This window comes from Methylobacterium marchantiae, assembly GCF_042679825.1.
GTDB classification, from domain to species: domain Bacteria; phylum Pseudomonadota; class Alphaproteobacteria; order Rhizobiales; family Beijerinckiaceae; genus Methylobacterium; species Methylobacterium marchantiae.
Genome location: NZ_JBHTND010000009.1, coordinates 33,267 through 56,098, shown reverse-complemented (window position 1 = coordinate 56,098; position 22,832 = coordinate 33,267). Strand labels below are relative to the sequence as shown.

The following is a 22,832-nucleotide window of genomic DNA, read 5'->3' as shown; positions in this document are numbered from 1 at the left end:
TCAGGCCGCCCGCCGCAGGAGGGTGACGAGGCCGCGCTCGGGATCGGCCAGGGGCGGGTAATGCGCGAGATCGGCCTGCATCAGGTGATGGGGACGGCCGTGCAGGTCGATCTCGGCGAGGCTGGTCCAGTGCAGCGATTGGAACAGGGCCGCATTGGCGCTCTGCACATGGGCGAGGAATCGGGTGCAGCCCCGCGCATGGGCCGAGGCCACCGCCACGTGGATCAGGCCGGCGCCCAAAGCCCCGACCCGGCGGTAGTCGCGGGCCACCGCGAGGCGCGAGCCCCACCATTCGCCGGGCTGATCGGCACTCTCGTGGATGCGCACGGTGCCGACCACGGCATCCGGTGCGCCGCCCAGCGTCGACAGGGCGCAGATCGGGATCGCCGCCGCGTCGATCGGATCACGGTCGTCGCCCTCGAAGATCGCCTGTTCGGCGCAGAACACCTGCCGGCGCAGGGCTGCGGTCCCGGCCCGCTCCCAGGACGCGGTGGCGAACTTGATGCGGAAATGGCTCGATCGATAGGCGGGGACGGGCTCGAACATCGCGTCGCCTCAGCGCTCGTAGGTGGAGAGCGCCGAGCAGGCGCCGCAGCGGCCGCATCCGGCCTTGATGTCGGTGGAACGCAGCCCCGCCCCCGCCAGCATCGCCGCGAGCGGTGCCAGCACGGAATGCATGAAATCCGGCGAGGGGGCGGGATGGTCCTCCAGCGGCGTGCCGGAGATCGGCACGAACGGCACCACGAAGGGATAGACGCCCATGGCGATGAGGCGCTCGGCCATCGTCAGGATGGCCCCCGCCGTGTCGCCGAGGCCGGCGAGGATGTAGGTCGAGACCTGGCCCTTGCCGAAGACAGGCACGGCGGCCGCGAAGGCGTCATAGTAGCGCTCCAGCGGCACGCTCGCTTTGCCGGGCATGATTGCGGCGCGCACCTCCGGGGTCACCGCCTCGAGATGCATGCCCAGTGCGTCGACGCCCGAGGCTTTCAGCCGGGCGAACCAGCGGTCGTCGTCCGGCGGTTCGCACTGGGCCTGGATCGGCAGGTCCACGGCCGCCTTCACCGCGAAGGCGCTCTCGCAGAGCACGGCCGCCCCCCGGTCGGTGGCGTTGGGCGTGCCCGTGGTCATCACCATATGCTTGACGCCGTCGAGGAGGACGGCGGCGCGCGCCACCTCGGCCAGTTGCTGCGGCGTCTTGTGGGCGACGGTGCGTCCCGCCGCGAGGGACTGCCCGATGGAGCAGAACCGGCAGGTCCTGGTGCGGCTCTGGTAGCGGATGCAGGTCTGGAGCACCGTGGTGGCGAGCACGTCGCGGCCGTGCAGCACGGCGATCTTCGAATAGGGCACCCCGTCGAGGGTCTGCAGCCCGTAGAAGCGTGGCTTGCCCGGAAACGTCACCCGGCCGATCACCGTGCCCTCGTGCTCGATCAGGCTCGACCCGTCGGCATCCGGTCGGCGCACGAGATAGGGCGAGTCGAAGGCGCTCGCGGTATGGACCGGCACCATGACCGTGCGGCCGGCGATGGTCATCGCCTTGTGGTCGGACGGGCCGGCCCCGCCCCGGCGGCTGGCGACCCCGGCGCGGGTGTCAGCCAGCCTGACTCCGTAGGATTGGAGCGCGTTGATCAGGTGCTCGGTCGGCATCCCCTGGTAGACCGGGGACGGCACCGGCAGCGAGGCGGCCGGGGAGGTCAGCAGCGGAGAGTCGCTCATGGTCGGTGCTCCGGGGATGCGGGGTGTCCGATGCGTGCGTGGTGACCACGGTGCGGGCGGGACGCGCGTCGTGATTGAGGCTGAGGAGTTCGGGACGGGCGTAATGGCCGACGGAATCCATCATCCGCTTGCGCTTGGTGACGAGGGCCATGTCCATGTCGGCGACGATGATGCCCTCGCCTTCGGTCATCGGCGGGACGAGGTGCTTGCCTTCCGGCGAGACGATGGCGGTGCAATTGCCGCCGCGCAGCGCGCCGCGCATCCGCTCGTCGGGGGAGATCGTGGCGATCTGCGCCTCGGTGAGCCAGCCGGTGGCGTTGACCACGAAACAGGCGGCCTCCAGCGCGTGATGCCGGATCGTGACTTCCATCTGGTCGGCGAAGATCTGGCCGACCATCGAGCCGGGGAACTGGGCCGCGTGGATCTCCTCGTGCTGCGCCATCAGGGCGTAGCGGGCGAGCGGGTTGTAATGCTCCCAGCAGGCCAGCGCCCCGACCCGGCCGACGGCGGTCTCCACCACCTTGAGCCCGGCGCCGTCGCCCTGCCCCCAGATCATGCGCTCGTGATAGGTCGGCGTGATCTTGCGGCGCTTGAGCAGGAGCGTCCCGTCCGCGTCGAAGATCAGCTGCGCGTTGTAGAGCGAGCCGTGGTCGCGCTCGTTGATGCCGAGCACGATCACCGCGTCGTGCTGGCGCGCGGCGGCCGAGACCGCCTGCGTCACCGGCCCCGGCACCGTCACCGCGCCCTCGTAGAGTCGCAGATGCTCCGGCCCCTGCGCCGCGGGCGGGGCGATGAAGGAGAAGTACGGGTAATACGGCACGAAGGTCTCGGGGAACACGATGAACCGTGCGCCCTTGCCCGCCGCTTCGTCGGTCGCGGCGAGCACTCTTTCCAGCGTCCCGCCCGGCCGCTCCAGATCGGGTGAAATCTGAACGGCGGCGGCGCGCACGATGCGTGACTCGGACAAGCGTGACTCGGACATGGGTCCGTTCCCTGTTCGCTGGGTGCCACGACGGCACCGGTCTCGTCTCGCACAGGCCCTTTCCCGGACGCCCGCAGCGTCAGCGGAGGGTGATCCGGGATCCAGCCGGCAGAACGAGACGCGTCGGCGTCGCCGCCTCAATCGGGCGCCGATCCCGACGCTACGCGGCTCGCCTTGCTGGCCCCCGGATCGGGTTCCGCTGCGCTCCACCCGTCCGGGGAAGGGACGCTCAGCGGAAGCCTCGCGCCTCACACCGTCCAGGTGTCGATCACCACGGCGTTGTCGCGCTTGTGCAGGAGGACGAGATCGAGGACGTCGGTGGGGGCGATGGGGCGGATGCCCTCGATCAGCGAGGGCTCGCCATGGCCGTAGAGGGCCTGGAGCGCGAACCGGCAGGCATAGACCTTGCCGCCCTCGGAGAGGAACTTCACGATCTGGTTGTTCATGTTCATGTGGCCGGGAAAGGCCTCGTCGCCCAGCGTCGGGAAGCCGCGCTGGACGCCGAGCGTCACACCCGGCCCGTAGAGCAGCACTGAGGTCTCGAAGCCCTTGCGCAGCAGGCGCGTCGCCTGGAGCAGGTTCACGAAACCGATCGAGCCCTCGAAGGCCACGGTGTGGAAGGTGACGAGCGCCTTCTGGCCCGGCTCGGCCTTCACGTCCTCGAAGACCTTCTCTTCGTAATCGACGAAGTAATCGCCCTTCTTATGGTGCTCGGCACTGACGGCTGGCATCGGAAACACTCCCTGATATCTCGATGTCCGCCGCGATCATTGCCGGCGACGGCCGATCGGGAAATGGCAATCCGCGTGCCAGCTTCGACGCTATTGCGATGCAGCCAATTTCACGCTGGTGAATACATACAATCCTGCGGTCAATCCGCGTCGTGGTATGCCTTCCCGCCCACCCGCCATCACGCCTAAAAACCGAGCATGCGATGCATAGATGCTCGACATATGCACCGTTATACTGGCAACTTATTTGACTGTATTGACCGGAAATTTCCCGGCATCCTCGGGCGACGATCACCGGCACGACGATTGCTATCCATACAATTCGAGATGGATTGGCAATTGACTGGGTCTGCGATGATCACCGGACAACGATCGAGGAAGCTCGGCTCTCGCGCCGCGTCGTCGACGCTCCCATCTCCTCTGCCGGACGGGTGGACACCGGATCTCGGGCGCTGGGGCAAGCCGCATTACCTCGCCCTCGCCGAGGCCATCGCCGACGATATCCGCACCGGGCGACTCTCCGTCGCCGAGCGCCTGCCGCCCCAGCGCGTCCTCGCCGAGCGGCTGGACCTCAACTTCACCACGGTGGCGCGCGGCTACGTGGAGGCGCAGCGCCGCGGCCTGGTGGAGGCGCGGGTCGGCCAGGGCACCTTCGTGGCAGGGCCTGCGACGCCCACGCCCCATCCGAGGACCATGGCGCCGCGCCGTCACGGCCCCGTCGATTTCACCATGAACCTGCCGCCGGAACCCGACGATCCCGTCCTGCTCGGACGGATGCAGGCCGGCCTCGCGGCAGTCTCGGAGGATCTGCCGAACCTGCTGCGCTACCAGGGCTTCGGCGGGACGCACGAGGACAAGGAGGCGGCGATCGAATGGCTTCGCCGCCGCGGCCTCGAAGCATCGCGCGACCGCCTGCTGATCTGCCCCGGCGCCCATGCCGCCCTCGGCGCCGTCATGAGCCTGGTGGCGCAGCCCGGCGACACGATCTGCTGCGAGGCGCTGACCTATCCCGGCGCGCGGGCCCTCGCGGCTCATCTCGGCCTGCGCCTCGTCGGGTTGCCCATGGATGCGGAAGGGATCGACGCCGCCGGCTTTGCGGCGATCTGCACCCGGCACGCTCCGAAGGCGCTCTATCTCAACCCGACCCTGCAGAACCCGACCACGGTCACCATCTCGGCGGCGCGCCGCGCGGCCATCGTCACGGTGGCGCGGCGCTACAACGTGGCGATCATCGAGGACGATGCCTACGGTTTCGTGCCGGTGACGCCACCGGTGCCGTTCTACCAGCTAGCGCCGGAGATCACCTATCACGTCGCGGGTCTGGCCAAATGCCTCGGCGCGGGCCTGCGGCTCGCCTACATGCTGGCGCCCAGCGCGCGGGCGGCGCTCCAGCTGACGGCGGCCCTGCGCGCCTCAACGGTGATGGCCTCGCCGATCACCACGGCGCTCGCCACGCGCTGGATCGGCGACGGCACCGCCGAAGCGATCGTCGCCTTCGTCCGTTCGGAATCGCGGGCGCGACAGGCCATCGCCGCCGAACTTCTGGGGCAGAAGGGCGTGACCGCCGACCCGGCCGGCTTCCATCTCTGGCTATCACTGCCCCAGGGCTGGACCCGCTCGGCCTTCGCCAGCCAAGCCCGCGCGGCGGGGATCGGCGCGGTGGCGAGCGACGCCTTCCTCGCGGCAGGAGAAGCACCGGAAGCCGTGCGAATCTGCCTCGGCGGCCTCGCCAGCCGCGCGGAGATCGCGCAATCGCTGGAAATCCTGGCCCATGTCCTGTCGCACTCACCCGCGCTGGCTTCGGCCTATATCTGACGGATCACATCCGGCGCTTCCTGCCCGCAGGGATTGTGGATCATCGGTCAAATGCGGCGGGGCAACATCGGGAATCGTGCTGCATCGGCCGACGAGCCACTCGGGACATCGCCAATACCAAGCCTCGATGAGTATGACCCATCAAGGCTTACCCGCGCGACCGCGCGGCGGCGGTCGTCCGCCGGGCTTCGGTGACCACGACCTATGGGTCGGTGTCACTGACACTTGGTACAAGCCGTGACTTGCCTCAAGCTCAAGGAATGGCGGGTTCCGCATCCCTCGGGATCGCAAAGAGCCGTATGGCATCCGAATGCCCGCGGATCGTGTGAAGACCCCGGTCGGTGAACCGTCTCACCGTCCTGTCGCTTCCCTCGCGCTCCATTCGTTCGACCACGGCGTCCGTGATCAGGATCGAGGCATTCGCGGCCCGGCAATGGTTCTCGACGCGGCTCGCGACATTGACGGTATCGCCCAGAACCGTCAGTTCGAGCCGGCTTTCACATCCGACATCGCCGAGCACGACATCGCCGTAATGAATGCCGACGGCGACGGCGACGGCGTCCTGCCCCATCGCCGCACGTGTCTCGTTCCACGCTTGAAGCCTCTCCTGCATCGTCAGTGCACACCGAACGGCATTCGTCGCATTCAACGGGCTGGAGACGGGAGTGCCGAAGACGGCGATCAGACCGTCGCCCGTGAACTTGTCGACGGTGCCGTGGTGATCGAAGACGCTGTCACTCAACATGCAGAGCAATTCGCGCAGCATGGCGATCACGTCCTGCGGCCGGAGAACGCTGCAGAACTTCGTGAACCCGATCATGTCGACGAAGAGGACTGCGGCAGGCTCGTACCGTGTCGTCGAAAACGCGATGTCGTTCTTCGCGATCTGCTCGACGATGGCCGGCGAGAAGAACCGGGCGAGATTGTCCTTTTCCTTCCCCAGCGCGATCAGCCGTTCACGGGTCGCGATGTTCAACACGGCCAGTTTCGTGGTGATGGCGATGGCGGCGAGGCTGATCAGCGTACGGGCCAGGGCGCTGCCGTCCAGATCCGAGCCATGCGTGATGACGAAGCTCAGGCAGGTCAGCGACGCGCAGAGCGCCGCGGTCCTGACAGTGCCGAGTCGCTTGAACCACAGCGTCGCGAGAACGATGACGACGCTATAGAGCACAGCGACGGCGAAATGCAGCGGGCTCCATGTGTCGAATAAAAATATCGCAGTCGCGGAAAGCACCACATAGCCGAGAGAGGCGCGGCCCTTGAAAAGATCGATGATCCTCACCTGTACGCCTGCGATCGCGACCGGCAGCGAAGACACATCATATCCCACCGAAAACCCTCCCCCGAGCCGATCGAATGGTCTATTCCAAATTCCGGGATTTGCCTTTACTTGATTTTTTTAAGTCACGGGCCTCGGCGAAGCAAGCGCCTGCCCTTGCCTCGGCCGGTCGAGGCCGCGCACCATCGGCCTGCAGGGAACGGGAGGCCGGCCCTGCCGTCGCGGCCGGTCTCGGCTTTCAGGAAATACGCATCCGTAGGAGAAGCCGCGCATTCCGGACGGAAAGCGACAGAGGGCTCGCCTAGACCGTCCCGGCTTCCCGGCGTCGCCACCGGCGACGACCTCGCGCCCGAGAGGAGGCGGCTCGTCCAGACCGATTGCGGCACGGCGGCGTAGAAGACGCGCGAAGCCACAGAGATCGGCCAGGCCATTCCGCACCATCCGGTGCTGCTCTCGTTCACGGCATTCGCGAACCGCCGCCGCAGAGTCTTGGCGAACCCGCTGCAAGTCGAACCCAAGATGTTTCAGCAAAGCAGCCCGACACTACCGGCGGAATGTACGAAACAAGACCAATTCATCTCGGCGAAGGCCCGTGGCGAATCCGCCCTCGTCTTGGCTGATCTCGGGCAATCCTGTGGATAGCGACGTCCTGTCCCTGCGCGGCGCGGAACATCCCCGGCAGCGATCGGTTGGCCATGTCCCTCGCGGGGTGGCCGCCTCCTGGCGCCGCTCCGCACCCGACCGACGATATTCCGGAGCCCCATGCTGTTTCCCACCGACGATGCCGCCCATCCGCTCGCGCAGGAGTTCCACGCCTTCATCAAGGACCAACCTTTCCCCTGCGTCGGCGCGAAATCGGCCCTCGCCAAGGGGCAGCTGAAGGTCCTGGTCGCGCGCGACGTCGCCTCGGGCTGGGACGATACGCGGATCTATCCGGCGCTCCTCGCCTTCATCTGCCGTTACCGGGCGAATCCGAAGCTGTTCCAGAGCTTCGCCGTCGTGTTCGAGAAGGCGTCCCTCCTGTCCGAGGAGCGGTTCGAGCGGCACCTGTGGGACCGGGTGCAGTCCCTGTCGGACAAGGACGCCTTCCTCGGCCAGCGTTACGACAAGCGGGTGCAGGCGGACCCGAACGACCCGCATTTCGCCCTCTCCTTCGGCGGCGAGGCGTTCTTCATGGTAGGAATGCATCCCGGCGCGAGCCGGCCGGCCCGGCGCTTCTCGCATCCCGTCCTCGTCTTCAACCTGCGCGCCCAGTTCGAGCAGCTGCGCGAGGAAGGCCGCTACGAGGGGCTGCGCTCGGCGATCCTCGCCCGCGACGAGGCGCTGGCCGGCTCGATCAACCCCATGCTGGCCCGGCACGGCGATGCGTCGGAGGCTCGCCAGTACAGCGGTCGCGCCGTCGGCGGCGACTGGGTCTGTCCGTTCCGGGGGCGGGCGACGAGCGCGAACGATCGCGTCAGGGAGGATGGCCGCGATGCAGCCTGAGACCGCCCTGCCCCCGATCCGACGCCACGAGATCGCGCCCCGCAGCGGCGTCGCCTTCGAGCTCGCCAAGGGCGATCGCCTCACGGTCATCGACCCGAAGGGCGAGCAGGTGGCCGATCTCCTCGCCTTCTCGCGGGCGGACCGCGACGAAGTGATCTCGTCCGGCCGGACCCTCGATTACGCCAGCCGCATCTACCTGACGACGGGCGACCCGATCTATTCCAATCGCTCCAACATCCTCCTGCGCATCGTCGAGGACACGGTGGGCCGGCACGATTTCCTCCTCACGCCCTGCTCCGCCGACACGTTCCGGATCATCTACGGCGACGCGCATCCGCACAGGGGCTGCTTCGGCAACCTCGCGGCGGCCCTCGCGCCCTATGGCATCGGGCCGGACCGCATCCCGGTCGCCTTCAACGTGTTCATGAACGTCGTGGTGAATGGCGAGACCGGGGAACTGAAGGTCGAGCCGCCCCTGAGCCGGGCCGGCGACCACGTGACCTTCGAGGCCGAGATCGATCTCATCGTCGGGCTCACCGCCTGTTCGGCCCTGCAATCGAACAACAATGCCTTCAAGCCGATCCAGTACGAAATCCGGCCCGCCGATGCGCCGCTGCGATCGCCCTGACCGTGCGGCTCGTGCTAGGGGCCCCGCTGCCCTGCACACGAGACCAGCGTCATGACGACCACGAAGCCCGCCCTCGCCCGAGCCGTCGTCTATGCCGATGGCGGCTGCGATCCCAATCCCGGCCCGGGCGGCTGGGGCGTGGTGATCGAGGGACCGGAGGGCAAGGTCGAGCTCTGCGGCGGAGACCGCGCCACCACCAACAACCGCATGGAACTGACCGCCGCGATCAAGGCCCTGTCCCACTTCCCCGCCGGCTCCGCCATCGAGATGCGCTGCGACAGCCAGTACGTCATCAAGTCGGTGACCGAATGGATGCGCGGCTGGAAGGCCAAGGGCTGGCGCACCAGCACCGGGCCGGTGAAGAACGTCGAGCTGATGCAGGAACTCGACGCCCTCAACGCCGCCCGCGACGTGAAATGGACCTGGGTGCGGGGCCATACCGGCAATGTCGGCAACGAGCGCGCCGACCGGCTGGCCGCACAGGGACGACGCGAAGCGCTCGGCCTGGCACCGAAGCAGGAGCCGGTCCAGGCTCCCGCCGTCCCGGCCGTCGTGCCGACGCCGGACGCGGTGGCGGCGCCCGTCGCTCCGTCTCCGCGCACGACGCAGGTGGCCATCGATCTCGGGCTCGGCCTCGACGTGTCGCGGGCGGCCAAGCTCGCGGGGCTGACGCCTCAGGCCTATGTCGAGCGGGCGATCCGGGTGGCGCTGAAGCTCGGCCCGGCGGGCATCGCTCGGACGCTCGAGGGCGGTCCCGGCGGCCAGTGACCCTCGATCAGTGACCCTCGATGCGGAATTCTATGCGCGGCCGGCATCGATCGTCGCCGCCGACCTGATCGGCTGCCGCCTGCTGGTCTCCGGCATCGGCGGCATGATCGTCGAGACCGAGGCCTATGATCGGACCGACCCGGCCTCCCATAGTTTCGGCGGCCCGACGCGGCGCAATGCCAGCATGTTCGGGCCGGCGGGCCATGCCTATGTCTATCGCTCCTACGGCATCCACTGGTGCCTGAACGTGGTCTGCGAGCCGGGCAGCGCGGTCCTGATCCGGGCGATCGAACCGGAGATCGGGATCGACGCCATGCGCGACCGCCGCGGCCTCGACGCGCCCCGCCTCCTCTGCGCCGGGCCGGGCCGGCTGTGCCAGGCGCTCGCCGTCACCGTGCTCCACGATGGTCTACCCCTCGACCAGCCCCCCTTCGCCGTCACGCCCCGAACGAGCGTACCGGCGATCCTGGCGGACCGCCGCATCGGGATCACCAAGGGCGCGGAGATTCCGTGGCGGTTCCTGCTGGCCGGGTCGCGGTCCGTGAGCCGGCCGGGATCGCGCCATGCCGTGCCTTTCAGCGCGGCGGGTTAGGCCCCCCGGTCGAATGCGCCCACGCCCGTCAGGGATCGAGCGCCGATGGTCGGATCACGGTCTTCGAAGCGGCGTCGAAGGAGGGGCGAAGCGAGCGACCGGCGTCGGGTGCCGGGTCGATTGTCTCGCTGCGGAGACGGCGGCCAAGTAAAGCGTAGTCAGGATGTGACGCGCGACCGGCTCACACCAAATCGGCGATCCTATCCGCATCGGAGGACCATGCGGATGTCGCAGGGTTCATGGGATGCAGCACCACGGTGTGACGATGCCCATACACGCGCGACAGCGATGAGAAGCACACGCGCGCGTTCATATGAAGGAACTGGTTCATTGTCGCGGGCATCATTTCCACGACACGGAGTCCGGGTTTCGCAAAGACGAGATGCGATAAACCGGCACCGTGAGCCCCGATCACGACCTCTGCGTTCTGGAACAGATTGATCTTCTCGAGCAATCCCAATTGGCTCAGCACCACAGGCGTGAACCCGCGTTCCGCGATCCTGGCCTCGAACTCGGCTTCGTTCGTCATGGAACGCCGAAGGGAGTCGCGTCTCGAAATATAGAGGCGCTTGGGCGTATCCCCACGATTCTGGAGCGCCGCACAGTGCTTCAGTCTACCATAGGAATCCGCGTAGGCGTTCGTCCGCCCGAGCGCCGACATGGCGGGCGTTCCGACATAGAGCCGCTCGCAGAATACCGTTCCGGTCATTGCGACGATCTCATCCTCGCCAATCCCCAAGGGAGCCAGGGTGCTGGCGGTAAGATCGTGGAGTTCCTTCCGCATCAGAATGGTGCATTTTGGAGTTTCTGGACTGAGGCACCAGCTCAAGGCCGGGATATAATTGATCAGCCACGTGAAATAGCCCTTGCTTCCACGAACACAGCTGAATGCCGATTTTACATGCGGGACGTCGTCGGAACTGATCGGCTTCGGCATGGGCCGATCTGCAGAACTGACAAAGTATCCTGCCGGCGACCAGATTTGCCCGAATTTGTTGACAAAGACGTCGTTATATTCTCGGATATAAGGGATAGGGTCGCCCAAAAGCGTTTCGTCGAAAGTCGCCCATAAAGCGTGAACTTTCTTCTCGATGCCCGCTGAAACACCCGGCAAGCGCACGATGTTCAAGTTTCCCGTCGAGGGACCCGGCGGACCGACGTCGCCGGGGAAGCGATGCTCGACTGGCGTGGGAGCGCCTGCCACGACCCTGATATCGGAGCCGATGACACCGTACACGGCTTTATGGAGCGCCTCGTCTTCCGTCGAATTCACGATCCGTCGCGCGACTTTTAAAAACCTGCCATCGATATCGACCGCGGATACCGATTCCAATAACGTCCATGCATGAAGAGGTTCGTTGCCGCTCGCCAATAAAGAGGCGAACTTGATACGGATCTTCGGATTTTCGATCGATAAGGACGCGTTCGTGAAAATCGCGATCTGGCTTTTATCGCCGAGCTCGATCGCGGCGCGAACGCGTTCGATCAACAGGTCGGGATGATCGCCGCCTGCCTCGATGTCCGGCAGCGTCAGCAACAGTTTGCGCCACCGACCTGCAGCGGCAAGTTTCCGGGCCAACCGGAGAGCATGTTTGACCTGTGGCGTCCGGTGAGGATCGGCCGCCTCGACGGTCGCGGTCTCTTCTTCAACCGGCTGCATCCAGTTACCTTTCAAGTCCAAAAGCTCGCCGCGTCGGAGCCTGTTTGATCGAATTCATCCGCAGGTTCTCATGCAAGAGTCGATCATCCCATCAGACCACCTCAGAATGAGGTCATGCCTTGGAAAAACAACTCGAACAGGCTCCGAGGCGTCGACAGCAAAGACGGCCCTATCACCAGTCCTCCGCCGGCGCCGCATCTTACCACGTGAAGGGCGAGCAAAAACCCGTTTGACCGAAGCCGCATGGGCTTGGCCCGAATAACCTCGCTGAAATTCAAAGCTGATATCCGAAGTTTTCGGCATAGATATAAAAATTTGGTATGACGATCAATGTAAAGATGAACGTCTATAATTTATCATAATTCAATATAAAATTTATCTTTCTATGTTTATTACGATATATCGAATATTTATTTTAGCAATCTAATTTCACTAATATTCTAATATCGCGATCCGATGCATAATGCTAAACATAGAATTTAGTCTTTGACCTTCCACTTTGAGCATTGTGTTGCCAAATTGCAACCACAATTAATGAATCCTGTACTATATGGAGAAATTATTGCGGCACCCATTTTGGTGGAAAAAATGACCGTCAAAATTATTGCTACAGATGTTGATGCCAACGGTGAAACTTATTACGCTGGAATATTTGATTATACGCTAGGCTCAAAGTATAATTCTGAAAAATGGTGGTCAAAGGGTTCTGTCGAAGCGTTTGCAGATGGCAATTTTTCAAGTAAAACTGTCATCAAAAAAATTTACGAATACAATAAAGAAGGAATTAAAAGTGGATTCCATTGGACTCTCGATCAGTCTTGGAATTACGCGACAAAAGATTTGTATGCTTCTCCAGAACTAAAATTACGTTACGATGCAGTCCGTTTCTTCGGTGCTATTCACAGCGAAACATCGCACGATCCGAGACCGGTCGAAGCCCCAAGTCCTTCCGGAGACTTGCTCAAAATATTATTTGCTCAGGATTATAACTATATTGGCTCTGCAGCAAACGACACCTTCCAGCCGTACGGGGGTAGAGCAGGCGCCGAGGGTTTTCGAAACGGCGGAGTGGCGCACGGTGGCCGCGGCAACGATACATTCACTGGATGGGAAGGCCGGGACCTTCTTTATGGAGACAGTGGCAACGACCGGCTGACAGGCAGCGAGGGTGACACACTCGATGGTGGATCCGGTGATGACTATGTCGTTGGCGCTGTCGGCACCACGATGATCGGCGGCACCGGAAACGATACACTCGAACTCAACCTGAGCAGTATCAAGACGGCGGTCACTTTTCGACCAATCGATCAGGCAACGGCGACGGTGACACTGGCACCAAACACCACGATCCAGGGCTTCGAACATTTCTTTGTAACGCTGGGTTCCGGCAAGGATACGATCGACCTCCGCGGCTTTAGCCTGTCCAACACCTTCACGGCGGGGGATGCGAGCCAATCTTCTCAGTCGTTCCTCGACGGCGGAGCCGGCAACAACAAACTCGTCGTTGACGCGGCCTCGCGGGGCACGGTGGAGTTAGCTAGGGTGCAGACGCTCGAAGCCGACCTGTCGGCTTTGACGACCGCTGCCGATATCAGCTCCGATTACGTCCATTTCGACGGTTTTCGGGCTTCCGGCCCCAACTACCATAACAGTTTTACAGCCATGGTCGTCACTGGCGGATCGGCCAACGACATAATCTCTGGAGGAGTGGGCATTGATACGCTTCGCGGGCGAGGCGGCAACGACCGGCTGACAGGCAGCGAGGGTGACACGCTCGACGGTGGATCCGGTGATGACTATGTCGTTGGCGCTGTCGGCGCCACGATGATCGGCGGCACCGGAAACGATACACTCGAACTCAACCTGAGCAGTATCAAGACGGCGGTCACTTTTCGACCAATCGATCAGGCAACGGCGACGGTGACGCTGGCGCCAAACACCGCGATCCAGGGCTTCGAACATTTCTTTGTAACGCTGGGCTCCGGCAAGGATACGATCGACCTCCGCGGCTTTAGTCTGTCCAACACCTTCACGGCGGGGGATGCGAGCCAATCTTCTCAGTCGTTCCTCGACGGCGGAGCCGGCAACAACAAACTCGTCGTTGACGCGGCCTCGCGGGGCACGGTGGAGGTATATCGCGTGCAGAAGCTCGAAGCCGACCTGTCGGCTTTGACGACCGCTGCGGATATCAGTTCCAATCATATCTACTTCGACGGTTTTCAGGCTTCCGGTCTCAGTTCCAATAACAGTTTTACAGCCATGGTCGTCACTGGCGGATCGGTCAACGACACGATTTCGGGTTCCAATGGTGCAGACTATCTCAATGGCGGAGCCGGTTCCGATGTGCTGACAGGTGACCTTGGCCGTGACATTTTTGCTTTCACCACTGCGCTGGGCGCAAGCAACATCGACCATATTACAGACTTTACTAAAAAATCTGACAAAATCAATTTGTCAAATACCATTTTTAAAACATTACCCGCTGGCATTCTAAGTGAAGATGCTTTTAAGAATATTGAATTATTTCCAGGCAAGCTTGATGAGACCGATCGAATTCTGTACAATCACAAAACCGGTGTCTTGTCTTATGATGCAGACGGAAATGGAAAGCTTGCAGCTATAAATTTTCTAGTAATAGATAATAACCTCAAAAATCTTTCTTTTAACGATATTTTGATTGTATAAGATTTTTCTGCATAATATTTATAAATAACAAATGCAATCGCAATAGGTGTCGTGGTATCTACAGAAAGTTCGACAATCGAATTTTTGGCGGCATCTGAGGGCATCCGATCGCCGACCCGAAATTCCCCCATCGTATCAAAACCTTAAAATGATCCGGGTTAAGAACCCTTAAACCCGCCGTATTTACCGTGCGGAACCGGAGCCTCTCGAATCGCGAGGGCTTACGGGTTCAGACGGAACGCATGGCGAACGGACGCAAGGGTGGCGGGCGGGAGGAGCCGAATTTCGACGTGCCCGAAGGGCGCATCGGAGGGCGTGGCGATCTCAACCTGCGGCTCAGCGGCGACGATCGCGCCGGAGGCGGTGTGGGCAAGCGCACGACCAGCAGCAACGGCCAGGGCGACGCGCCGCGGCGCGCCCCTTCACGGGTAAAGGCGCCCGCCCGCAAGGCGCGCCGGCGCTCGTTCTTCGGCGGCCTCGTCTACGGTACCCTCGTCCTCGGCTTGTGGGGCGTCATCGCCATCGCGGGGCTCGTCGCCTATCACGCCTCGCAACTGCCGCCGATCGACCAGCTCGCGGTGCCCAAGCGCCCGCCCAACATCGCGATCCTCGCCAGCGACGGCTCGCTCCTCGCCAATCGCGGCGAGACCGGCGGCCGGGTGGTCGGCATCACCGAATTGCCGCCCTACCTGCCGCGCGCCTTCGTGGCGATCGAGGACCGGCGGTTCTACAGCCATTTCGGCGTCGATCCCGTCGGCATCGCCCGCGCCATCGGCCAGAACATCACCCGGCGCGGCGTCTCGCAGGGCGGCTCGACCCTGACGCAGCAACTCGCCAAGAACCTGTTCCTGACGCCCGAACGCTCTGCCTCGCGAAAGATCCAGGAGGCGATCCTCGCCCTGTGGCTGGAGCACCGCTACACCAAGGACGAGATCCTCGAACTCTACCTGAACCGGGTCTATTTCGGCGCCGGCGCCTACGGCGTCGAAGCGGCCGCCCAGCGCTATTTCGGCAAGCCCGCCAAGGCGGTGACGCTGGCGGAGGCCGCCATGCTCGGCGGCCTCGTCCAGGCGCCCTCGCGGCTCGCGCCCAACCGCAATTTGCCCGCCGCCCAGGCGCGCGCGGCGCAGGTTCTGGCCGCCATGGAGGAGCTGGGCTTCGCCAAGCCCGCCGACGTGAAGCTGGCGCTCGCCACCCCCGCCCGGCCGGCGAGCAGCCGCGGCGGCGGCTCGGCGAGCTACGTCGCCGACCTCGTCATGGACGTGCTCGACGATTTCCTGCCGAAATTCGACACCGACATCGTCGTCACCACCACGGTCGACACCCGCCTCCAGGGCGCGGCCGAGAAGGCCCTCGTCGACGAGTTGAACCAGAAGGGCGTGCGCTACAACGTGGCCCAGGGCGCCGTGGTCTCGATGAAGCCGGACGGGGCGATCCGCGCCCTCATCGGCGGGCGCGACTACGCCCAGAGCCAGTTCAACCGGGCCACCACCGCCAAGCGCCAGCCCGGCTCCTCGTTCAAGCCCTTCGTCTACCTCGCCGCCGTGGAGCGCGGGCTGACCCCGGACACCGTGCGCGACGACGCGCCGATCAGCATCAAGGGCTGGAACCCCGAGAACTATTCTCGGGACTATCGTGGTCCGGTGACCCTGCGCGAGGCCCTGGCGCTCTCCCTCAACACCGTGGCGGTGCGCCTCGGCCAGGAGGTCGGCCCCAAGGCCGTGGTGCAGGCGGCCCAGCGCCTCGGCATCTCCTCGCCGCTCCAGGCCAACGGCTCGTTGGCGCTCGGCACCTCCGAGGTGACGCCGCTGGAGATGGTGGGCGCCTACGCCGCCTTCGCCAATGGCGGCACGGGGGTGATCCCCTACGTCATCGCCAACGTGAAGGGCGCGTCCGGCAAGGTGCTCTACCAGCGCAAGGACACCAATCTCGGCCGGGTGATGAGCGTCGAGACCGACTCGATGATGAACGCGATGATGCACGAGACCTTCGTCTCCGGCACCGCCCGGAAGGCCGAAGTTCCGGGCTGGGACCTCGCCGGCAAGACCGGCACCAGCCAGGATTTCCGCGATGCCTGGTTCATCGGCTACTCGTCGACCCTGGTGACCGGGGTCTGGCTCGGCAACGACGACGGAGAATCCACCAAGAAGGTCTCGGGCGGCAATCTGCCCGGCGAGATCTGGAAGGCCTACATGACCGTGGCCCTCAAGGGCCAGACGCCGAGCATGCTGCCGGGCTCCAACCATTGGCGCAACCGCGGCCCGGCCGACGTTCCCGCCACCACCGGCACCACGCCGGGAGGCCTGATCGGGGCGCTGCTCGGCGAAACCCAGTCCGCCGCGCCGCCGCCCCGCGTCGCCGCCAACCAGCGCGCCCGCGGTCCGGGTCAGGGTCCGAGCCAGGACGACCGAAATTTTCTGGAGAAGCTGTTCGGGGTGGGGGAGTAGGCAGGACCACCCACTCCCCCAAGAAAATTAAACCGTTTTTGGTACGATCTTGTTTCTGAAGAACGAGAACCGCGTCGTAACAGGATCAGAATTCCCACCCACATCGGGAGCACCAGGCCGACGAACCAATGGTCCGAAACCGTTGTTGGGGTTGTTAGGAACATTTGGTGCGTTGGTAACATCTACCTTAGTGATTGACGCATTACTTGCGCCAATAATGATATTTTCACTCACGTTTGCAAATCCGCGCAGATCGTCATCTGAATAACCAATGCCCACGGGACAGTTTTTGATGATATTGCCGACAACCGAAGCTGCAACTGCATTCTGATCTCGAACCGTTCCAGTTTCTGAGTTGTAAGAACCTGAAACAGTCAAAGCAATTCCCGAAAATCCGCAGCTTTCTGCAAGATTACCAGAAATAACGGCGTCACTACTTGCAGTTATACCATTTCCACCCGTTGTAATGGCATACCGAGTCGCTGGGTCTCGCGAGGGCGAAGCCCATTGATCAAATGTCTTTTGTGAAATATTTTTTAGTACGTTATTCGAGATCGTTGAGCGACGGCTTCCAAGATTCGCGTTAACGACCTTGATACCCTCGCCTGCATCGAAAATCGCATTGCCTACGACTACAACTCCCTCATAAGGCGCAGCGCTATCGTCTGGGGCTTCAACGAAAATAGCCGTTTCCCTTGTCGAACTGATTTGATTGTTCGAAATAATGGCATTAGAACTTTGGCTGTATCGCAACGCTGAATAGTTGCATCCAATAATATTGTTGTTTGACGAAGTTACATTGTTGCTCTGATAAACGAAAATAGCATTGCCAAATTCTCCCGATCCTCCCGTATTATTTTGAATGCCATAAATTCTATTTCCTTGAATAATTGTTCCATCAGATGCCTGCTCTGATCGCCAGACCATAATACCATTATCTTTGCTATCGCGAATATAATTTTGTGATACGATCAAGCCAGACGACTTATTCGAATAAATTGCTGTTCTGCAGTCATAAAATTCGTTACTATCAATTATTCCAGCCGACTGAATAAGATCTATACCAGATCGATCTGAGCGACTGATAAAGCAGTCCCGAATTGTTAATCGATCAACGTTAACGCAACGTAGTAGGCCGGGCCGCGTAACAGCACTTGCAAAAGGCTTGTTTTCACCATCAAAAATGATTCCTTCAATAGTAACGTCTGAAATCCGCACTCCAGACATTCCAGATTGGACCGTAAGGAAGAAACTGTTTGTATCCGCAGAAGAAATTGTCACGGACCCTTTTGTGGCAAATATTTTTAACTTATCGCTAATTCTTAAGTTTGCAACACTGTAGCTGCCTGCAGCGACGTATAATGGTTTTTGCACCGCTGCCGCTTGGTTTATAGCCGCTTGAAATGTGTCGCTTCCTGCAGCATTCGAATAAATAACCACATCGCTTCCGATTTCGATTTTAGGCATAGATATCCCCTTACTTCAGATCGGAAATTTAATTGTTTTCCAATCCTTCAGAAGGACTACCCTAAAATAGGTTTTTTGTCAACATTAATAGGAAAACATGCTGATCCGGTCCGTGGGAGAGCCGCACCGTTTTTTATCGGGCAGGCGCCTCGGCATGCCGGAGGGTGTGAGAGTTTCTCTGAGTAATATTCCGGCAAGCCACGAACATGAGCAGACAACGCCCTTCTTCATAAGAGGGAGAGGAAATGTAACACACGGTTTAGATCTGCGGGCGTATTTGCTTTATACAAGGCGAGGATGCGCTGCGCCAACTCGAGCGGTCTTAAGATTTGCTTAGGAATGTAGGCAAATGCCCCCCAGACACCTCATCGGCATCGATCTCATCCGCTTCTCGGCTGCGGCCTTCGTGTTGCTGTTCCATCTGGGAGCGTGGCTTTGGCTCGTACCGGGCGTGCTCTCCTCTTCCATAGTGCCCCTGGACTTTAACGAGTTGCTCCCGATCGCTCGCAATGGCTGGATCGGGGTCGAGATCTTCTTCGTCGTGTCCGGGTTCGTCATCGCCTATTCGGCGAGTGAGGCGACATCCCACGGCTTCGCCCGCAGCCGTTTCCTCAGGCTCGTCCCAGCCGCCTGGATCTGCGCCAGCCTCACGCTTGTTGCATCGTGGGTCGGCGGATCGAAGCCGTTGATCGAACTCCTGCCGCTCTACGCGAAGGCCGTGATGTTCTGGCCGGGCGGCCCCTGGATCGATGGCGTCTACTGGACCCTCGGAATCGAGATCGCCTTCTATGCCGTCGTCTTCGGTCTTCTGGCGTGTCGCGTCTGGCGCTTCATGCCGCAGATCGTTGGCGCCATCGGTCTTACGAGCACCGCCTTCCAGATCGCGGCTTGGTTTCTTCCTTCGCTCGCCGCACTCACGGAGAAGAGGGCGATTCAGCTCGCACTGGTGAATGACGGCTGCCTGTTCGCGCTCGGAACTTATCTCTGGTTGACGCTGACCGTCAGAGCGACACGGGTCCGTCTTGTCATGGTGGCGATTTTGTCAGCCGGAGCGGTTCTCGAGATCATCGGCCACAACGATCATTTCATGCGTGTGATGGGTATTTCCGGGGGGGCCGGCCCCGCACTGGCTCTCTTCGTCGGATCGGTCACCCTGCTGGTGGTGTCTGTGCTTTTCAACGATAGGCTTGCGGACGCCCTGGGACCGCGATGGGTAACCGCGGTTCGAACGGCGGGACTGGCAACCTATCCCCTCTATCTCGTGCACAACGTGTGCGGCGCGGTGATCCTGATGGCCTGCGTCGCAATCGGATATTCTCCCTATCAGGCCCTGCTCATTGCCATTCTGGGCGTGCTGATCCTGGCTTTGACGGTAACGCTCGGCGCCGAGCCCCGTCTTCGCAGTTTGCTGGCACGCCTCATCCCACGGCGGGCGGCGGCTCGGGAGGTTCTCAGCTGAGAGAGGCGTCCGTCAGATCCCCGCGACGCCCTTCAGCGCGGCGTTGATGCGGTCCTGCCAGCCGGGGCCGTCCTTCTGAAAATGCTCCAGCACGGCGCGGTCGATGCGCAGGGATACCATTTCGCGGGCGCCGGGCGGGGCAAGCGGCGCGGAGGGCGCGCGTTCCGCGGTCCTCGGAGCGTCGGGCTTGGACGCTTCGGGCGCCTTGGTGGTGGCGGCCTTGAAGGCGGCTTCCGCCGCCTGGCGGGGGTCGCTGGCGCGACGGGTCCGATCGAATGCCATGGCTCGAATGTCCCGGATCAGCTCGCGGAGCGCTTGCGCTTGGGTGCCGGCGCAGGGGCGGCGGCCTTCGCCTCCGCATCGGCGGCTTCCTTGGCCAGCCGAAGGGCGCGCAACTTGACGGTACGCTCATCGATGGCCTTCACGGCCTGGAGATGCTCCGCCATCGCCTGCGCGCCTTCCTTGGCCATCCGCTCGGCGCGCTCTGCGCGCTCCTCGGATCTGGTCCTGGCGTCGGTTTCGTCGCTCATCGTCGTCCTTCCTCACTACCCTCCGCCTCGCTCCCCTCTCATCGATCGTGTCGTCCGGCCCTGGCTGAACGGCAAAGGCGGAAAATCCGCTCGTGCCCGCTCGCGCGGCGCGTGATGTCGACGATCGAGATGGATGCCGGCGGGCATGCGAACCCGCGATCGGCGGCAAGTGGAGGGTGATCCACACACCCTTCGCACGGGACCGGCTTCGGGCGGGATCGTCGGGGCATAGCACGTCCGAAGATCAAAAAGCGAACCCCGCCAAGGACTCGCAGCGATGTTGCCGGAGAATCGTGGTGGATTTCCCCGTCAAAACGCCGCGATGAGGACGATTCCAGCCACCATCAGCACGGCTCCGGCGAGTCGCTCCTTGCCCGCGCGGTGCTCGGGCATGCCGAGCCAGCCGAAATGGTCGATGGCCAGCGAGGTCAGGAGGTTGGCGGTGATGAGCATCCCGTTGAACGCGCCGGCGCCGACCTTGTCGACGAAGAGCAGGCCGCCGAACACCGCCACAGCCCCCGCGATTCCGCCCAGCGGCGCCCTCCACGGCATCCCGGCGAGATCGTCTCGGGTCGGCAGCGGCACGGGCCGGATCGCGAGCATCGCCACGAAGACGAAGACGATGGGCAGGAACGAGACCGCCGCCGCGAGCCAGGGATTGACCAGGGCACCGCGAAGGGCCGCGTTCATGGTGACGCCGAAAGCCTGAAGCGCGCCGGCGACGAGGATGAAGGGATAGAACAGAGGGCCGGCCATGAATTTGGGATCTCCCGTCGATGCGTTGCCGGCCGAGGTCAGAAGCGGGCGATGAGGACGATGCCGGCCACCATCAGGCCGCCGCCGAGGAGATGCAGGAGGCCTTGCGGGTTCGCCTGCATGCCGAGCCAGCCGAAATGATCGATGGCGAGCGAGGTCAGGATGTTGGCGGTGATGAGCAGGCCGTTGAAGGGGCCGGCACCGACCTTGTCGACGAAGGCGAGGCCCCCGAACACCGCTACCGCACCGGCGAGGCCGCCGAGGGGCGCCCACCATGTCATGCCGCCGAGCTGTTCGAGGGTCGGCAGCGGCGTCGGCATCACCAGGAACAGCGTCACGAAGACGAAGACGATGAGCGAGAACGAGACGGAGGCCGCCAGCCACGGATTGACGAGGGCCACGCGCAGGCGCGCGTTCATGGAATTGCCCGCCGCCTGGAGCGCGCCGGCGACCAGGATGAAGGGATAGAGCAAGGCCGCGTTCATGTCGGGTCGTCCTCGGAATGGCGGTGGGATTCAGGATGGAAGGGGATCAGGGCAGAAGGAGCAGGCCGGCCAGGGCGAGGATCAGGGCCGGCGGCATCACCAGCAGGCCGAGCTTGAGGAACCGCCAGAAACTCACATCCTCGCCTTCGCGACGGATGGCGGTGAGCCAGAGGATCGTCGCCAGCGAGCCGGTCACGGACAAGTTGGGGCCAAGATCGATGCCGATGAGGATGGCGCCGGCGACCTTCTCGGAGACGTCGGCCTGCTGCACGGCGGCACCCGCGATCAGGCCGGCCGGCAGGTTGTTCACGAGGTTGGACAGGATGGCCACCAAAGTGCCGCCACCCCAGGCCGCGGCCTGGGGTGAGGCCTGCGCCGCCTGCTTCAGGTGGTCGGCGATCAGGGTTAGGACGCCGGTTTTCTCCAGAGCCTCGACCAACACGAACAGGCCTGCCACCAGTGGCAGTACGCCCCAGGATACGTCCTTGACCACCTCCATCGCCCCGCCGCGCTTGATCGCGAGGACGAGAAGCGTGGTCGCGAGTCCGGCGATGAAAGTCGGCAGGCCGAGTTCGAGGTCATAGGCCGAGGCCGCGATGAGCGCCCCGGCGGTGGCGACAATGCCGAGACCAGCGACCTTTCCGGTGCCCGAGAGCGGCGTTGCCTCGACATCCCTCGCCAGCAATTGCTGCCGCAGGACGGAATTCTGAGTTAGGCGCAGGACGATATAGGTCGTGACGATCGCCAGGACCGAGGGCAGCGCGAACCGCGCGAGCCATTCCGTCAGGGGCGGCATGTGCGCAGCGTAGACGACGAGGTTGGCCGGGTTGGAGATCGGCAGCACGAAGCTCGCCGCATTGGCGATGAAGGCACAGATGAAAAGGTAGGGCAGCGGCTCCGCCTCGGCCGCCTTGGCCGCGGCATAGACCGCCGGCGTCAGAACCACCGCGCAGGCATCGTTGGAGAGGAAGACCGTGACCAGGGTGCCGACGATGTAGACCAGCAGGAACAACCGCGTCGCGGACCCCTTCGCCTGACGCACGGCGATGCCGGCAAGCCAATCGAAGAGGCCCTCCTTCCTGGCGATCTCGGCCAGCAACATCATGCCGATGAGGAAGAGGTAGACGTCCGTTCCCTTGCGCACGCCGTCCCAGGCGGCTTCCGGCGTGATGAGGCCGAGGGCGAGAAGGGCACCGGCACCGAGCACCGCCCAGATCGCCTCCGGCCAGGAGAATGGCCTCGTGATCACCCCGATCGTGGCCAATCCGGCGATGATCCACGTCGCGAGTTGCGGCGTCATGGCGAGTGCGAACATGGGCGGGTGGATTCCTGTCTGGGGCGGGGCGGCAG

At 63.0% G+C, this 22,832-nt stretch carries 20 protein-coding genes; 8 read left to right on the top strand and 12 right to left on the bottom strand.

All coding sequences use genetic code 11. The features are described from left to right. The 4 genes from ACFQ4G_RS08590 to ACFQ4G_RS08575 all read right to left on the bottom strand — a co-directional run bounded on the left by ACFQ4G_RS08590 (position 1) and on the right by ACFQ4G_RS08575 (position 3,426). Positions 1-546: an MSMEG_0567/Sll0786 family nitrogen starvation N-acetyltransferase gene (locus ACFQ4G_RS08590; protein ID WP_238208847.1), complete on the bottom strand. Its 546-nt coding sequence runs from the start codon at positions 544-546 to the stop codon at positions 1-3. A 9-nt stretch (positions 547-555) separates the two neighbouring features. After that, a complete protein-coding gene (locus ACFQ4G_RS08585; RefSeq protein ID WP_238208860.1) occupies positions 556-1,644 on the bottom strand; it encodes an MSMEG_0568 family radical SAM protein in 1,089 nt (362 codons plus the stop codon). Further along, complete coding sequence (locus ACFQ4G_RS08580; protein ID WP_238208859.1) at positions 1,589-2,680, bottom strand: Nit6803 family nitrilase; 1,092 nt, start codon at positions 2,678-2,680, stop codon at positions 1,589-1,591. Before ACFQ4G_RS08580 ends, ACFQ4G_RS08585 begins: the two co-directional genes overlap by 56 nt. A gap of 263 nt (positions 2,681-2,943) precedes the next feature. Next, positions 2,944-3,426, bottom strand: coding sequence for an MSMEG_0572/Sll0783 family nitrogen starvation response protein (locus ACFQ4G_RS08575; RefSeq protein ID WP_018041839.1), 483 nt, complete (start codon positions 3,424-3,426; stop codon positions 2,944-2,946). 354 nt (positions 3,427-3,780) lie between these two features. On the opposite strand from ACFQ4G_RS08575, the gene ACFQ4G_RS08570 reads away from it, so the two are divergent. Beyond that, the gene (locus tag ACFQ4G_RS08570) at positions 3,781-5,241 is read left to right on the top strand and encodes an aminotransferase-like domain-containing protein (RefSeq protein WP_379040086.1); all 1,461 of its coding nucleotides are present in this window, start codon (positions 3,781-3,783) and stop codon (positions 5,239-5,241) included. 253 nt (positions 5,242-5,494) lie between these two features. Here ACFQ4G_RS08570 and ACFQ4G_RS08565 read toward each other — a convergent pair whose 3' ends face one another. Then, positions 5,495-6,559 carry an adenylate/guanylate cyclase domain-containing protein gene (locus ACFQ4G_RS08565; protein WP_238208846.1) on the bottom strand — a complete coding sequence of 355 codons (1,065 nt, stop codon included), beginning with the start codon at positions 6,557-6,559 and terminating at the stop codon, positions 5,495-5,497. A gap of 723 nt (positions 6,560-7,282) precedes the next feature. Here ACFQ4G_RS08565 and gntA point away from each other — a divergent pair. Genes gntA through ACFQ4G_RS08545 form a run of 4 tightly spaced genes read left to right on the top strand, consistent with a single transcriptional unit; the run spans position 7,283 to position 9,993 of the window. Beyond that, a complete protein-coding gene (gene gntA, locus ACFQ4G_RS08560) occupies positions 7,283-8,005 on the top strand; it encodes a guanitoxin biosynthesis heme-dependent pre-guanitoxin N-hydroxylase GntA (RefSeq protein ID WP_238208845.1) in 723 nt (240 codons plus the stop codon). Next, complete coding sequence (locus tag ACFQ4G_RS08555; RefSeq protein ID WP_238208844.1) at positions 7,986-8,633, top strand: DUF1989 domain-containing protein; 648 nt, start codon at positions 7,986-7,988, stop codon at positions 8,631-8,633. Before gntA ends, ACFQ4G_RS08555 begins: the two co-directional genes overlap by 20 nt. A gap of 51 nt (positions 8,634-8,684) precedes the next feature. Then, positions 8,685-9,401, top strand: a complete 717-nt coding sequence (rnhA, locus tag ACFQ4G_RS08550) for a ribonuclease HI (protein ID WP_238208843.1) — start codon at positions 8,685-8,687, stop codon at positions 9,399-9,401. Positions 9,402-9,411: 10 nt separating this feature from the next. Next, on the top strand, positions 9,412-9,993 hold the full coding sequence (locus ACFQ4G_RS08545) for a DNA-3-methyladenine glycosylase (RefSeq protein ID WP_238208842.1): 582 nt from the start codon (positions 9,412-9,414) through the stop codon (positions 9,991-9,993). Between the two features lie 181 nt (positions 9,994-10,174). On the opposite strand, the gene ACFQ4G_RS08540 is transcribed toward ACFQ4G_RS08545, so the two are convergent. After that, positions 10,175-11,668 (bottom strand): glycosyltransferase family 61 protein, encoded by a 1,494-nt coding sequence (locus ACFQ4G_RS08540; RefSeq protein WP_238208841.1) that lies wholly within the window; start codon positions 11,666-11,668, stop codon positions 10,175-10,177. A 471-nt stretch (positions 11,669-12,139) separates the two neighbouring features. Here ACFQ4G_RS08540 and ACFQ4G_RS08535 point away from each other — a divergent pair, with 471 nt between their 5' ends. Both ACFQ4G_RS08535 and ACFQ4G_RS08530 read left to right on the top strand, forming a co-directional pair. After that, entirely contained in the window at positions 12,140-14,338 is a 2,199-nt protein-coding gene (locus ACFQ4G_RS08535) for a hypothetical protein (protein WP_238208840.1), read from the top strand. Between the two features lie 242 nt (positions 14,339-14,580). Then, the gene (locus ACFQ4G_RS08530; protein WP_238208839.1) at positions 14,581-16,785 is read left to right on the top strand and encodes a transglycosylase domain-containing protein; all 2,205 of its coding nucleotides are present in this window, start codon (positions 14,581-14,583) and stop codon (positions 16,783-16,785) included. 27 nt (positions 16,786-16,812) lie between these two features. Here the strand turns inward: ACFQ4G_RS08530 and ACFQ4G_RS08525 are convergent, their stop codons facing one another. Next, the gene (locus tag ACFQ4G_RS08525) at positions 16,813-18,252 is read right to left on the bottom strand and encodes a TIGR03808 family TAT-translocated repetitive protein (protein WP_238208838.1); all 1,440 of its coding nucleotides are present in this window, start codon (positions 18,250-18,252) and stop codon (positions 16,813-16,815) included. 349 nt (positions 18,253-18,601) lie between these two features. On the opposite strand from ACFQ4G_RS08525, the gene ACFQ4G_RS08520 reads away from it, so the two are divergent. After that, on the top strand, positions 18,602-19,711 hold the full coding sequence (locus tag ACFQ4G_RS08520; RefSeq protein ID WP_379040082.1) for an acyltransferase family protein: 1,110 nt from the start codon (positions 18,602-18,604) through the stop codon (positions 19,709-19,711). A 12-nt stretch (positions 19,712-19,723) separates the two neighbouring features. Here ACFQ4G_RS08520 and ACFQ4G_RS08515 read toward each other — a convergent pair whose 3' ends face one another. The 5 genes from ACFQ4G_RS08515 to ACFQ4G_RS08500 all read right to left on the bottom strand — a co-directional run bounded on the left by ACFQ4G_RS08515 (position 19,724) and on the right by ACFQ4G_RS08500 (position 22,797). Then, complete coding sequence (locus ACFQ4G_RS08515) at positions 19,724-19,993, bottom strand: BrnA antitoxin family protein (protein ID WP_238208836.1); 270 nt, start codon at positions 19,991-19,993, stop codon at positions 19,724-19,726. Between the two features lie 17 nt (positions 19,994-20,010). Continuing rightward, a complete protein-coding gene (locus tag ACFQ4G_RS08510; RefSeq protein ID WP_238208835.1) occupies positions 20,011-20,241 on the bottom strand; it encodes a hypothetical protein in 231 nt (76 codons plus the stop codon). Between the two features lie 309 nt (positions 20,242-20,550). Continuing rightward, positions 20,551-20,997 carry a DMT family transporter gene (locus ACFQ4G_RS22035; protein WP_238208834.1) on the bottom strand — a complete coding sequence of 149 codons (447 nt, stop codon included), beginning with the start codon at positions 20,995-20,997 and terminating at the stop codon, positions 20,551-20,553. A 38-nt stretch (positions 20,998-21,035) separates the two neighbouring features. After that, positions 21,036-21,482, bottom strand: a complete 447-nt coding sequence (locus tag ACFQ4G_RS22030) for a DMT family transporter (protein WP_238208833.1) — start codon at positions 21,480-21,482, stop codon at positions 21,036-21,038. Between the two features lie 46 nt (positions 21,483-21,528). Further along, a complete protein-coding gene (locus tag ACFQ4G_RS08500; protein ID WP_238208832.1) occupies positions 21,529-22,797 on the bottom strand; it encodes an arsenic transporter in 1,269 nt (422 codons plus the stop codon). Positions 22,798-22,832: the final 35 nt, after the last annotated feature.